This is a genomic window from Paenibacillus foliorum, assembly GCF_013141765.1.
In the GTDB taxonomy this organism is placed as follows: Bacteria; Bacillota; Bacilli; order Paenibacillales; family NBRC-103111; genus Paenibacillus_S; species Paenibacillus_S foliorum.
On sequence record NZ_WHOD01000055.1, the window covers coordinates 182,849 to 195,776 of the forward strand.

The window sequence follows — 12,928 nt, forward strand, 5'->3', positions numbered from 1 at the left end:
TCGCACTTAATAATTTCTTAGTATAACGCGCTTATTTTCGACAAAATATTACAATTATTTTATTTCCTTGTTATAATGAAGGTAAGAATGAGAATGAAGCGAAGGTGATACTGTGGGTTTATTAAAACATATACCTCTAAAAACATCTCTATTGTTTATAATCATATTAATTTTATTGAATACATCCTATTATATGCATTATAAAGAACTGCTCATAGACAATCAGAAGGGAGTCATGAACCTTCTATACAACAGTATTAACTCGAACATTGAACAGACTGTAGATCGTGAAAAAGTTTTCGAGGAGTTAATTGGGCTGAATCTTCGGACTGTAGCGATTGCAGCAAAAAATAAGTTAGATCCTGATTACAATAACATCGATAATAATGAACTTAAGAAATTAGCCAAGGAGCTTGGGGTCGATGAGATTACGCTTTTTGCTAAAACCAATGACGATATTATCGGAGTAAGATCATCGGATCCCAAAGAGATCAACGTAAGCTCCAAAGGCTGGGATACGATATATGTTGCTTTTCACCAATTGTTCAAGCTGCAGGAAGTTAATGTGGGCATGGGTCAAACCTTGCCAAATTATTGGAGCTGTCCTATCGATACTTCAACTACAAACCAGAGTGAAATTAATAAGTGGGGGTACTATTACGATGGTACTACCAATTATATAATTAATCCCTTTTTACATAAAAAGAATTTTCAAGACTATCAAGAAATAACAAGAATAGAAGAAGCTATTCAAAGATTGATGAAGGGCAATAGCCCTACGATTCTAGAAGTGTCCATCTTAAACTCTAATACATTTCTTGGTCGCGTTCTCCCAGGCAATAATCCGACTCCGAGCAGCTGGTTCTCAGAAAGAGAAGTGTTTTTTGGATCTTATCAATTACGTGACCCTCGTGAGAAAGAATATGCTTCGTTGTCTATGGTGAACGATGAAATGGTTTTCTATATAGCTGAGGTTAATGGGAAATCTGTAATGAAAAGCTTTGCTCCTATTCCAACGGATTATTTGAAATATAACCCCTCTGGCAGTGTACCCTTAATCCAAATCACATCAGACTATACTGAAATTAATAAGCTTCTTAATAAGCAATTAATGAATACGGTATGGTTTATGGGCGTCTGTACATTGGTGGCTCTAGCAATTATGGGTTCTATTTTATGGATTTTCAAACGAAATAAGAAGCTTGCTCTTCTGAATGTTCAAGATGCCTATGTTGGAAATATAGAGATGTTGTTTCAATCCGTTAGAGAGCAAAGGCATGATTTTATCAATCATATTCAAACCATTCATGCCTTTCTAACTCTCAAACGTTATGATGACTTACAAAAATATACGAATTCTCTTGTGGGAGAAATACGGATAATTAATGATTTAATAAATATTAATGACCCAGCTCTTATTGCCTTAATGCAGGCCAAATTAACACAAGCTGAATCTCTGCACATTCTGTGTGAATATGAATTTAAACATATGGATCAATTAAAGCTAAGTCCGATTAAAGCTACAGATGTCGTGAAAATTCTTAGTAATTTAATAGATAATGCTTTCGATGCTACGATGGAGCTCAAGGCAGAGGATCGCAATGTCAAAGTTATAGGTGATGTAGTCAACAACCAATTTCGTTTCACAATAAGAAATACAGGTCCGACTATTCCAGAGAAATGGCTTGAACATATTTTTGAATCCGGGTTCTCTAGTAAAACTAACGGTAGGAATAGCGGATTAGGGCTCCATATAGTGAAGCAGCTTATTATTCGCTATAAAGGCACGATTCAAGTGAAAAGCAGTAAGGGCATCACTGAATTTGTGATTACCCTCTCCTTGTTTTGATCATAGGGTATTGTCCCTGCCGTGTTAAATGACGCGGCGAGCTGTGACGAAAGTCCGATCCCAAGCGCTGCCAGAAAAATTGGAAATCGTAACTCCAACTCCGACTTTATAGGTATGAAGAACTTTTCCATTGCCCATATAAATACCTACATGGTTAATGACTCCATCATGGTTTGTGTCTGAGAAAACTAAATCGCCAGGTTGCAGTTTACTTTTAGATACAGCAGTGCCGACTTTGGCTTGCTGTCTGGACGAGCGTGGAAGGCTAATTCCATTTTGCTTAAAAACGTATTGGGTGAATGATGAGCAATCAAAAGCATTCGTTTTTCCTGATGAAGCTCCAAATTGATAACGGACTCCAAGAAAATGTTTTCCTGTTGCAATTACCTTGTTTGCTACAGAGGTACCGGATACGGTAGCTGCGTGAGCAGATTGAGGTGCTACCAGCATACTTCCCGAAAAAGCAACCGATAGGCTGAGAGTGATTCCCACTAGTGTTTTACCAAAATGGTTTTTCTTCGTGTTGTTCATAGCTTCCTCCTATGGGTTTGTCTGGTTTAGGCGTTTGCCTAATAACACCATACCATAAGAAAAACATCCACGATTTACCTGGTTGGGATAAAACCTTTACACCGGTTGACCTAAGCAGCTGTTATTAGAAATTCATTAGAAATATCTAATGTAAATAGCCTTGACATGGAAGAGCTATAAAGTCGTGCTCATACCATAAGGCTATCATGATTTTATGGAAAAAGAGGCATACTAATAAAGAAATTATTCTCATTTATAAACGATAGGAGCAAGGGAGGACTTCTGGTTGAATCTTAAGCTGCAATTAGTACTGGCTTTCATTATTAGCTTAATTTGCGCAATAGGCTTTGGCATTATGGCCATGTTTATTCAAAAAACTACAATCGATAATTTTGATCGATCCATCATCCAATTTGTTCAAAATTTAGAAGCGCCATTGTTGACGAACATAATGAAGTTCTTTTCATTCATTGGTTCAGGTAATGTGGTTGCGATTCTTGTTATAATTATTGCTGTTTATTTATATAAAGGTTTAGGGCATCGGAGGGAGCTTGTTTTATTCATTGGGGTTAACATTGGCTCCGGCTTACTGAATAAAGCTCTTAAAACTGTATTTCAGCGGGCTCGTCCAACCATTCATCAAATTGTAGAGGAAGCAGGGTATAGCTTTCCCAGCGGTCATTCTATGGGAGCTTTTACTTTATATGGCGTGACAGCTTTTTTACTATGGCGTCACACCTCTCCTGCGATAAATAGAGTAGTTCTTATTATTATAAGTAGTTTGATGATTGTTGCGATCGGGATAAGTAGGATCTATCTGGGAGTTCATTATCCTAGTGATGTGGTAGGTGGATATTTAGCAAGCGGCTTTTGGTTAGCGATTTCTATCTGGTTTTTTCAAAGATTTGGGCAGTCAAAACAACCTAGTAAAGAATAAAGCCGAAGAGCCTAGATTAGCATGGAGCTTCGGCCTAGTTGTTCTTATTTTACACGCTTTCTGGCAAAATCCATAATTTTCCTGTATGTCGACTTGTCTTTTAATTTTAAGAAAAGTGATTTGGACGGTTCGAAGTTCGCTTCAATAATCCATACTTTACCATGGCTGTCCAAACCAATATCCATACCAACGATACGGATCCATCGATATGAGGAATGCAGCTGTTTTACCGCTTTTAGAGCAATTCGGTCTATTCCGCGTAGTACTATTTCTTCAGAGATGCCAGAAATAGTTGAATTCCGGATGGCTGACGCAATGGGAACGACCTTGCCTTTACTGCGGGCCGTATTGGTAATAATGAAACCAGCTCCAGCAATTTTTGCCAACTTACCCGTGACAGTCCAGTTTGACTTGTTCGTTCTTTGCACCATCACTCGAACGTCAAACGGCTTTCCTTTTACCTGAGCCAAAGCGATCTTTTGTTGAACTACTTTCAATGTAGGTTTATATTTACTTCGAACGAAGCTGTAGGTTGACTGGATTCCGGTGATCTTTTTTTTGTTTTGCCCGTAATGCACTTCATATTGTCCATCTCCTATTGAAGAAACTTGGATAACTCCTAATCCCCCATAAGCGCCAGATGGTTTGACAATTATCTTCCTATACTTTTCTAAAAGAGCAGCAAATGATTTATAACCCAATATACGTGTGACAGGAAGAGCAGACACAAGCTCAGAGGAGCCGCTCATGATTTTATGTTTCGTCCATTTGTCTAAATTGTAAGCCATTATTCATTATTCCCCTTTGCGTCGAATTCGTGATATACGTGGATTCATGTACCTTCACCGCGGCTGTAAGTCATGCCAATTCAACTCACTGGCTTCATTAAACAGAGGATGCTCTTCGCAGCTAGTAATCTGATTATCCTTATCCACAAAAACGACTTTTGGAGCCAGAGTTTTCAACTCTGCTTCGTTGAATAACCCGAGACTCAGAATAATAACCAAATCTCCAGGTTGAAATAAATGAGCAGGCGGGCCATTTAAGCATATTTTCCCGGAGCCTTGTTGTCCTGGTAGTGCATAAGTCTTCCAACGGGTTGCGTTACGCAAGCTCGTGACTTGAACCATTTCATAGGGGTGAATATTAGCTGCTTCCAAAAGGAGCGAGTCTATTGTAATACTACCCACATACTCCAAGTTCGCTTCAGTTACTGTTCCTCTGTGAATTTTGCCTTTACACATCAATCTTTGCATGGGGGATCATCCCTCTTTTCTTGATTTGAAATAAAGACTCTCTTTCACCTTATGAGTAAAAATTAATAATGTTTGGGCATTCGTGTAAATTAACAAAGGCTTCCTATAGATGCCCCTATCGGGATAAGTAAAACCTCATATGCTGTAAAAGAAACCTGACGACAGGAGGGCGTACAGCTCATGAGATTTTGGTTAGGGTGCAGAAAATGTGGCAAACCAACTCCTTTTAACATAAAATCAGGATCATGCCCATGCGGAGGGACTTTGCAGGTGGAATATGATTTGGAGCTTGTTAAACATACCTTAATTAAGGAAAACTTAAGAGATCGCGCAACATCGTTGTGGCGATATGCCGAGCTATTGCCTGTGCAAAGCAAAGAACATATTGTGTCTATGGGAGAAGGCTTTACCCCCCTAATTTCTCTAACAAGAGCTGAACAAGCGTTTCCTCTTAAAAGGCTTTGGGTGAAGCGGGAAGAACAGAATCCGACGGGTAGCTTTAAGGCTAGGGGATTTTCAGTCGCTCTCTCGATTGCCAATGAATATGGAATCCGCAAGGTAGCAGTCAACTCTAATGGTAATGCAGCCTCAGCATTAGCCGCATATGCGGGCTACGCTGGAATGGAAGCGTATGTTTTTCTCCCCAAGGATTGTCCAAGTCTGATTATAGAGGAATGCATTCATTATGGAGCCCATACATGCTTAATTGATGGATTAATTCAGGATGCCGGTAAATTGATTAGAGAAGGAGAGCAAGAACAAAATTGGTATAATGTAGGTACCTTGAAAGAGCCGGGGAGAGCTGAAGGAAAGAAGACTATGGGACTGGAAATAGCGGAGCAGTTACATTGGAAGCTGCCTGATGTCATTATTTACCCTACTGGGGGCGGATCTGGAGTTATCGGTGTGTGGAAGGCCTTTCAGGAGTTGAAGCAATTAGGTTTTATTCAAGGAGATCTTCCCCGCATAGTCAGCATACAAGAGACAGGCTGCCAGCCGTTAGTCGATGCACTTAGGAATAATGATCTATTTTCTCCCCAAAGCGAAGAAGTGAGTTCAAGTCCGACGGGTATGAGAGTGCCTCAGCCACCCGATGGACAACTCCTTGTTTCGATTATACGTCAATCAAGCGGCACCGCTTTGGCTGTTTCTCAGGAAGAAATACGGCAAGCACAGTTAATTTTGGGCAAACAAGGGATATCTTCATCACCAGAGGGAGCGGCCACATGGGCAGGGTTAATTCGTTTGCTCGATCAAGGGTGGATTAGTCGACAAGATGAGGTTGTTTTATTTAATACTTCCCATGCGATGAAATATGTGCACGGCAGCAGCCAAAGCAAATTGCCTATTGTGAAATCGTATCAGGACTGGGTAACCCTTAAACCATCCTAAAGATGTGTTGATATGTACAAATTTTTAATATCGATATAAAGTAAGTTAGAACCCGGCGCTAGGTTGGTATGTAGCTCGCTTACAAGTTAAAGATAAACATAGGTTAGCAGATTAACCTCGGAGGTAGAGCAATTGCAGGAACTTGTTGGTTATTGTAAACAATGTAACAAATCAATTATGTGCGATGATGGATTTCTTAACGGTATAGTCTTAGAAGATAAATCAATAATTTGTTTCAATTGTTCCGAAAAAGAACAGGTGCAGTCGACATTAGTTGATGATTAGCTCACTTAAATCATTTGCCGAGCTTAACCAAAACAGCAATCGAGAAGAAATTATAGCCCATGTTGTATGCTATTATAGGAGGTGTAGAAGTTAACTATTAAAAGATGGGGTGTACTATAATGGCTGTTCGTGCTGATAAAATTTTTGTTAATTTACCGGTTAAAGATCTGAACAATACGATCGACTTTTTTACAAAAATAGGATTTGAATTCAACGCTCAATTTACCGATGAAAATGCAACATGTATGGTAATCAGTGAACATATATTTGTCATGTTGCTAGTTGAAGAATTTTTTAAAACTTTTACCAAGAAAGAGATTGTTGATGCAACAAAAAGCACAGAAGCTATTGTAGCTTTATCTGCTGAAAGCAGGGAAAAAGTTGATGAGATTGTAAACAAAGCTCTAGCAGCTGGAGGGACGCCTTCCAATGAACCTATGGACCATGGATTTATGTATTCATGGAGTTTTCAAGATATTGACGGTCATCTCTGGGAAATCATTTATATGGATGAAAGTGCAGTTAATCAAAATTAATCTCCACGTTAACCAAATAAAACCATCGCATAATTTGCGATGGTTTTATTTGGTTATTGAACTATGAGAACGTTTGCTGAAACTAAAATTCAATCGCTCGATAGCTTGCGGCTGGGCGGACGCAAGGCCCACGATGCGATGACCAAAGCAAGGAATACAACCGGCTGGGCGATTAGAGCTAGACTATCTCCCGAGAAAGCGTGTGATGCAGCTGCGCCGGTGAGTTCAAAGAAAAATCCCGCATAGGCCCACTCCTTTATGCGCGGAAAGCGCGGTATGACAATGGCTATCACCCCAAGAAGCTTCCACAAACCTAGAATAGTGAGGAGGTAAGTCGGATAGCCGAGGTGAGTCATTACTTCTACCTGCTGCTCCCCGTGGGTGAAGAAGAGGAAACCGCCGATGACAAAACTCGCAGGGCCCAATAGGGTGGTTACCCAGTATGCGATAGTTTTCATTCTACTGGTTTTCATGTCTGATCTCCTATCATTTGTTTATGATTCTATTTCAAATTATCATAGATCTATACTAGCATATAACAGATGTTGGGATTTCTTCTGAATTGCTTTTCTAAAATTAATAAATGGCATTGACAGAAATGTTTACCAGTGATAATTTAAAAGAGCAAATATAAACAATAATGAACATTTAAGTGCAAAACCGTGTTTCTTTGAGAGGGAGCGTAACCATGTTAGCTGCTGAAAGAAAAATGAGAATCGTAGAATATGTAAGACAGCATCGTGTGGCTTCTGTGGCAGCACTAGCCTTGGAATTTGATGTTCACGAAGCAACAATCCGCAGGGATTTAGCGGAGGTTGAACAAGAAGGCTTGCTAAAGAGAACTCATGGTGGAGTCATAGTGGAGCAATTGACCCATAATGAGCCTTCTTTTAATGACAGGTACAATGTGCAGCTTGAACAAAAGATGCGTATAGGGAAGATGGCTGCAAGTATGGTGGAAAACGGAGATCATATCATTATTGATTCTGGTACTACTACACTTCACATTGCGAAGAATTTGATACATCATTCGAACATTACTGTTGTAACGAATGATATTAATATAGCTGCGGAATTGAGAGATGCTCCTGGCGTGAGGGTTACAGTAACTGGAGGAGATCTGTATCCTTCAAGCTTTATGCTTAATGGGATGTTTACGGATCAAGTGCTTCGTTCTCTTCATGTGTCCAAAGCTTTTATTGGTACACCTGCGATTCATCCTATACATGGATTGATGCATCCAGAAGCACAGCTAGTGCTCGCAAAGCAGGGTATGATTAATGCGGCACAGGAAGTGATTGTTGTAGCTGATGACACAAAAATCGGCAAGTTGTCTCTTCATACGGTTGCCCCAAATTCAGCCATTCAAACTTTGATTACGGCTAAGGAGATTACCGAATTCGATAAAAATCAATTTCAGGATTCCGGTTTGAACGTAATTCTTGTTTAATACGCGATGATATTTTCATGGCTGCTTCCTGCATCCTTGAAATTTCATATAGATACTGAAAATTATTAACGGAGGTGTTCTTATTAGTGGACAGAAGTAGAACCGGCACAGTAAAATCACGTACTTTACGCCTGATTAAGCCGAGTGAAATTCAAGAGTTGGAAGTCACTAGGGAACTTCGGAAGAATGAAGTTGCAGTAGAGCCAAGTATTGCCAGTATCTGCCATGCTGATCTGCGTTACTTCAGCGGTCAGAGAAAACCAGAGGTATTAGCTAGAAAACTACCGATGGCCTTATTACATGAGGGAATCGGAACCGTAGTCGAAAGTAATTCATCTAAGCTGTCCGAAGGGCAGCGAGTGCTCATCGTTCCGAATTTACCTGGCTACCGTCTTAGGGGAATAGAACCAGAGCTTTGTTGTCCGGCTTGCAGAAATGAGATTGAAGATAACTATTGTTATCACTCTGAGTTTTTGGGGAGCGGTACCGATGGGATAGCTCAAAGCAGATTGGTGCTTCCTGACGAGTGTGCAATTCCGATTCCTATATCCATACCCGATGAGATAGCCGTGTTAGCAGAATTATGCAGTGTTTCGTACAGAGCAATAAGGGGAGTAAGTCATTTGTTGGATCGTTCTCGGGTCGCAGTATTTGGCGATGGCCCCGTAGGATATTTGACCGCAGCCATGCTGCATCACGCATATAAAATTGGCAGGGAGCGCTTAATTGTCTTCGGTGCAATAAGAGAGAAGCTGGATCAGTTCACATTTGCAACGACTGAAATGGTACAGAACTATGATTTCTTATCCAGTGAGAAAGTTGACATTGTGGTGGAATGTACAGGTGGGCGATTTAGCGAGAGTGCAATTAATCAAGGAATTGATATTCTAAAACCCGGAGGCCATCTCATTGCAATGGGAGTTAGTGAGGAGCTTGTACCGATCAATACGCGTGATGTGTTGGAGAAGGGGATTACACTCCATGGAAGCAGCCGCAGCTCGGCAAAGGATTTCCAACAAGTGTTGAAGGTTATGGAAAGCACAGATTGTCAGGACACATTAAGAAAATTGCTACCCGAGACATACACAGTGGTGAGCACGGCAGAAGACCTCGCTGGCGCTATGGAATCTGCCATGACTCACAGGGACTGGAAAAAAACAATCCTGGACTTTCACTGGTGACACAGTGCAAGTCGTAAAAGGATTGTATCATAAAACCATTCAATTGTTAATAATCGTAAATTGTATAGCTGAACGGAAATGTTATCGCAGTCAGAAGCCATTATGTATGACAACAAAAATATGTAGCGAGCCGATTATAAAAAATAGGTGGAAAGGAAGGTTGATTTATATGATTGGACGTCTTGAAAATAATAACTCCATCGTTGTGGCAGCACATAGAGGCTTGAAATGCGATTATCCGGAAAACACACTGCTTGCCTTTCAAAAGGCTATGGAATCAAAGGTAGATATGCTGGAGCTCGATCTTCGGCTGTCCAAGGATGGCGTGGTCATGGTCATACATGATGAAACGTTGGAGCGTACGACGAACGGTTCCGGTAAAGTGATGGACTATACTTTGGCTGAGCTTAAACAATTGGATGCGGGAGCTTGGTTTGGCCCCGTTTTTGAGGGATTGAAAATCCCCACCTTAGATGAGTTATGCAGCCTGATTGCCTCCTATCCCGAGATACTCTTAAATGTAGAAATTAAACCGAGCCCTAATGCAAAATGGGTTGTGGATAAGGCGGTAGCCATGCTTGACGAATTCGGCTATCTTCCACGTTGTGTATTCACCAGCTTTGATGCCGTAATTATCGCCTATATTTATGATACTTATCAATTAAAGACACAGGGTTTCCCGGCAGAGCTGATGTATAATTTTGATTCCGGCCCTGATGGGACCTATTCTAAGATGTGGGCTGTTGGAATCAGTATGAAGCTGTTGACACCGGAGCTGGTTCAGGACTTTCGGGATAAGGACATCCTGCCTTGGTGTTATTGCCCGGACGTTGATCAGCAAGTATATTATGCGCTTGGATGTGGCGCTACTTTAATGACCTGCAACAACCCGAGGCCTGCTCAAGAAATTAGGTATCAAATCGAACAGAATGGAAGGTGAAGCATGAGTTTATCGCATTGATTTACTTGGTAACATCTGGTTGCTAATAAATGCATAGGACAACTGAAAAACACAACATCAGGTGTTACAACTTGATGTTGTGTTTTGTTGTAAAAACTTGGTAGTATTACAATGTAGCTTATACAAATTCTACAACAAAGCAGGTGTTTATTTGGATGGAACCTATCGATAATACCCACATTTTTAGAGAGCATATTCCATTTCTTCAAGGCAATGTTCAAATTGTCCCCATAGATAAGGGATATTCAAGCGATAAAAAGTATAAGGTTGTTAAAGATAATCAAACCTATCTTCTGAGATCTTTTAATAGTAAACATTATCAAGAGAAACAATTTGAATATGATGCCTTAATGAAAATGAAGGAATATAAGGTGAAGTGCTCGCGCCCCTTACATATGGGAAGCATCCGAGAACATGGTGTTGGATATATGCTATTGACATTTATCGAAGGAAACGATGCATCAGAAGAACTTCCTATATATTCAAGTAATGAACAATACAATATTGGGCTTGAAGCTGGGATTGAATTGCTTAAGATACATCAATATAAGGCTCAGGATCCTATTTCTTCTTGGTATGACAGGAAGGCGAAAAAGCATAAACGATATATCGAAGAGTATTACAAAATGGATGTTAGGGTTAAGAATGATTTTAGAATCATGTCTTTTATTGACGATAACCTTCAACTTATGAAAAATAGACCCAATCTATTTCAGCACGATGATTTTCATGTAGGAAATCTCATTATTAAAGATAAAGAGTTGTCTGGAGTTATTGATTTTAATAGATATGATTGGGGAGACCCCGTACACGAGTTTTTAAAGGTCGGGATGTTTAGTGCGGAAGTGAGCATTCCTTTTTCAATAGGTCAGATAATGGGTTATCATGATAATCAAGATCCAACTGAATTATTCTGGAAGCTATATTCGCTCTATCTTGCGATGTGTATCATTTCATCTGTTGTATGGATACTAAAAGTGAAGCCTGAAGAGACAGCTATTATGATGGATAAAATTAATAGGGTATTAGATGACCATAGTTATTTTGAACATGAAAAACCTAAGTGGTTTAAGATATGACAATTGTAAGGGAAGTTTCTTGGTCTAAAAAGGGATGTTCAGGTCTATAACCGTCCCCAATCCCGGCTTGCTCCGAATTTGAATGCCGTATTGTTCCCCGTATGTCAGTGTCATCCGTTTATTCGTATTGAATAACCCAATGTGATCATGGATCTCAGTATTTTGACGAAAATGATCACTTATCAGCTCCAGCTGTTCTTTGTTAAGCAGAAGTCAGGCAAAAACATTCAGATTCCAGGCAGCCCCAGGTTAGTTCGTTCATTACTACGTGAAGGACTGCTTGATGAGCTCCGTCTTAATATTTGTCTGGTAGTGGTCGGCTCAGGAATGCACCTCTTCGACGAGATTAATCAAGTGAATCTCAAACTCGTAGACTCGGAAATCTACAGTAATGGGGTGGTAGGGGTAACGTACCAGCCAGGGTAAAGAGAGGAGGTCTGTATTTCAATCGGCAAGCTCTAAGCATGATCCTTTTTCTGGCAGCTGTTGTTGTTTTTTGCACTCGATAACGTTACTAGTTCTGATTATTGCATATCTACCCGTTATTCAAATGACACATTCCATCATTAAATGGAGCTATTTCGGTATTGCTTCGGAGTAAGGCCTGTAATCCTTTTGAAAAGACGGCAAAAGTATGAAAAGTGGGGGATTCCTACACTCAAACCAATAAACTCTATGGATAATGATTCAGTTTTCAGCAGCCAACATGCTTGTCTGATTCTTCGTGCAATTACATAATCGCTAATGCTGCTCCCGGTCTCGGTCTGAAACAGATGAGAAACATGATGCCTTGAAATGTGCAGCTCCTTGGCCAGTTCGTCCAGATTAAACGGTTCCGTATAATGATCCTCAACCCACTGCATAATTTTTTCCGCATAACGTTCGGGCCGTGGAACAGCTTGATGCGTGCTGACTTCATTCAATGAATGCAGATAATCGAATACTGCAACGATCATCAGTGCGGCTTCGATGTGATCTTCTCCATGCCGTTCAGAAAGCTTTTTATTCAAGCGTTCGAGTATCGATAAGATATAAACAGAATCGTTGCTCATATGAAACACCTGATTGGACAGTTCATCTTTCCACATATGCTCATAAAAATGAAGGATCGATGGAAATCCTTTGAAAAAAGTAAGAAACGAGGTTGGCTCAAAGGTTATAACCGAACGCTCATAGGGACAATTCTCACTTACCTCAAAATGCACGCGATGAAGCTGAAAGGGCTGGATCAAATGAATGCAGCCTGCCTCCAACGTATACACTTTTCGATTCAATACCAAATGCCCTTTGCCTTGATGAACAAATAATATTTCAATACCTCGGTGATAATGGTAAAAATCAGTGAAGTTGTGGGTAGAAATGTGGCGGAATTTTACAGTTATTTGGTTGTTTCGCAAAATATTATCTGAAATCGGCATTGTCCAAACCTCCCAGGTGACATATCCCTGTTCATATTATAACAACATAGTCC

The 12,928-nt window shown here is 40.2% G+C and carries 14 protein-coding genes; 9 read left to right on the forward strand and 5 right to left on the reverse strand.

The features are described 5' to 3' along the window. Nucleotides 1–235 precede the first annotated feature (235 nt). Nucleotides 236–1,849 (forward strand): sensor histidine kinase, encoded by a 1,614-nt coding sequence (locus tag GC093_RS14040; protein ID WP_216624628.1) that lies wholly within the window; start codon nt 236–238, stop codon nt 1,847–1,849. Nucleotides 1,850–1,873: 24 nt separating this feature from the next. On the opposite strand, the gene GC093_RS14045 is transcribed toward GC093_RS14040, so the two are convergent. Continuing rightward, entirely contained in the window at nt 1,874–2,380 is a 507-nt protein-coding gene (locus tag GC093_RS14045; protein ID WP_171652501.1) for a C40 family peptidase, read from the reverse strand. A gap of 286 nt (nt 2,381–2,666) precedes the next feature. Between GC093_RS14045 and GC093_RS14050 the strand changes: the two genes are divergently transcribed. Then, nucleotides 2,667–3,317 (forward strand): phosphatase PAP2 family protein, encoded by a 651-nt coding sequence (locus GC093_RS14050; protein WP_246314293.1) that lies wholly within the window; start codon nt 2,667–2,669, stop codon nt 3,315–3,317. A 44-nt stretch (nt 3,318–3,361) separates the two neighbouring features. Here GC093_RS14050 and GC093_RS14055 read toward each other — a convergent pair whose 3' ends face one another. Both GC093_RS14055 and panD read right to left on the reverse strand, forming a co-directional pair. Next, the gene (locus tag GC093_RS14055) at nt 3,362–4,105 is read right to left on the reverse strand and encodes a YheC/YheD family protein (protein WP_171652502.1); all 744 of its coding nucleotides are present in this window, start codon (nt 4,103–4,105) and stop codon (nt 3,362–3,364) included. Nucleotides 4,106–4,159: 54 nt separating this feature from the next. Further along, nucleotides 4,160–4,573, reverse strand: coding sequence for an aspartate 1-decarboxylase (gene panD, locus GC093_RS14060; protein WP_171652503.1), 414 nt, complete (start codon nt 4,571–4,573; stop codon nt 4,160–4,162). 180 nt (nt 4,574–4,753) lie between these two features. On the opposite strand from panD, the gene GC093_RS14065 reads away from it, so the two are divergent. Together GC093_RS14065 and GC093_RS14070 are read left to right on the forward strand one after the other, a co-directional pair. Further along, a complete protein-coding gene (locus GC093_RS14065; protein ID WP_171652504.1) occupies nt 4,754–5,965 on the forward strand; it encodes a threonine synthase in 1,212 nt (403 codons plus the stop codon). Between the two features lie 404 nt (nt 5,966–6,369). Next, nucleotides 6,370–6,786: a VOC family protein gene (locus GC093_RS14070; protein ID WP_171652505.1), complete on the forward strand. Its 417-nt coding sequence runs from the start codon at nt 6,370–6,372 to the stop codon at nt 6,784–6,786. A gap of 89 nt (nt 6,787–6,875) precedes the next feature. On the opposite strand, the gene GC093_RS14075 is transcribed toward GC093_RS14070, so the two are convergent. After that, nucleotides 6,876–7,259 carry a DoxX family protein gene (locus GC093_RS14075; protein WP_171652506.1) on the reverse strand — a complete coding sequence of 128 codons (384 nt, stop codon included), beginning with the start codon at nt 7,257–7,259 and terminating at the stop codon, nt 6,876–6,878. A 215-nt stretch (nt 7,260–7,474) separates the two neighbouring features. On the opposite strand from GC093_RS14075, the gene GC093_RS14080 reads away from it, so the two are divergent. From GC093_RS14080 to GC093_RS14100, 5 genes are all read left to right on the forward strand, one after another. Beyond that, complete coding sequence (locus GC093_RS14080) at nt 7,475–8,236, forward strand: DeoR/GlpR family DNA-binding transcription regulator (protein ID WP_171652507.1); 762 nt, start codon at nt 7,475–7,477, stop codon at nt 8,234–8,236. Nucleotides 8,237–8,322: 86 nt separating this feature from the next. Further along, nucleotides 8,323–9,417 (forward strand): alcohol dehydrogenase catalytic domain-containing protein, encoded by a 1,095-nt coding sequence (locus GC093_RS14085; RefSeq protein WP_171652508.1) that lies wholly within the window; start codon nt 8,323–8,325, stop codon nt 9,415–9,417. Nucleotides 9,418–9,586: 169 nt separating this feature from the next. Next, nucleotides 9,587–10,357 (forward strand): glycerophosphodiester phosphodiesterase family protein, encoded by a 771-nt coding sequence (locus GC093_RS14090; protein ID WP_171652660.1) that lies wholly within the window; start codon nt 9,587–9,589, stop codon nt 10,355–10,357. A 176-nt stretch (nt 10,358–10,533) separates the two neighbouring features. After that, entirely contained in the window at nt 10,534–11,457 is a 924-nt protein-coding gene (locus GC093_RS14095) for an aminoglycoside phosphotransferase family protein (RefSeq protein ID WP_171652509.1), read from the forward strand. A 171-nt stretch (nt 11,458–11,628) separates the two neighbouring features. Next, nucleotides 11,629–11,883, forward strand: a complete 255-nt coding sequence (locus GC093_RS14100; protein WP_246314358.1) for a dihydrofolate reductase family protein — start codon at nt 11,629–11,631, stop codon at nt 11,881–11,883. Nucleotides 11,884–12,023: 140 nt separating this feature from the next. Here GC093_RS14100 and GC093_RS14105 read toward each other — a convergent pair whose 3' ends face one another. Continuing rightward, complete coding sequence (locus GC093_RS14105) at nt 12,024–12,875, reverse strand: AraC family transcriptional regulator (protein ID WP_171652511.1); 852 nt, start codon at nt 12,873–12,875, stop codon at nt 12,024–12,026. Between the last annotated feature and the right edge of the window lie 53 nt (nt 12,876–12,928).

Bases quoted from the DNA above. Each gene is read 5' to 3' on its own strand.
- GC093_RS14040 (WP_216624628.1), top strand. From the start codon at position 236: ATGAACCTTCTATACAACAGTATTAACTCGAACATTGAACAGACTGTA.
- GC093_RS14045 (WP_171652501.1), bottom strand. From the start codon at position 2,380: ATGAACAACACGAAGAAAAACCATTTTGGTAAAACACTAGTGGGAATC.
- GC093_RS14055 (WP_171652502.1), bottom strand. From the start codon at position 4,105: ATGGCTTACAATTTAGACAAATGGACGAAACATAAAATCATGAGCGGC.
- panD (WP_171652503.1), bottom strand. From the start codon at position 4,573: ATGCAAAGATTGATGTGTAAAGGCAAAATTCACAGAGGAACAGTAACT.
- GC093_RS14065 (WP_171652504.1), top strand. From the start codon at position 4,754: ATGAGATTTTGGTTAGGGTGCAGAAAATGTGGCAAACCAACTCCTTTT.
- GC093_RS14070 (WP_171652505.1), top strand. From the start codon at position 6,370: ATGGCTGTTCGTGCTGATAAAATTTTTGTTAATTTACCGGTTAAAGAT.
- GC093_RS14075 (WP_171652506.1), bottom strand. From the start codon at position 7,259: ATGAAAACCAGTAGAATGAAAACTATCGCATACTGGGTAACCACCCTA.
- GC093_RS14080 (WP_171652507.1), top strand. From the start codon at position 7,475: ATGTTAGCTGCTGAAAGAAAAATGAGAATCGTAGAATATGTAAGACAG.
- GC093_RS14090 (WP_171652660.1), top strand. From the start codon at position 9,587: ATGATTGGACGTCTTGAAAATAATAACTCCATCGTTGTGGCAGCACAT.
- GC093_RS14095 (WP_171652509.1), top strand. From the start codon at position 10,534: ATGGAACCTATCGATAATACCCACATTTTTAGAGAGCATATTCCATTT.
- GC093_RS14100 (WP_246314358.1), top strand. From the start codon at position 11,629: ATGATCACTTATCAGCTCCAGCTGTTCTTTGTTAAGCAGAAGTCAGGC.
- GC093_RS14105 (WP_171652511.1), bottom strand. From the start codon at position 12,875: ATGCCGATTTCAGATAATATTTTGCGAAACAACCAAATAACTGTAAAA.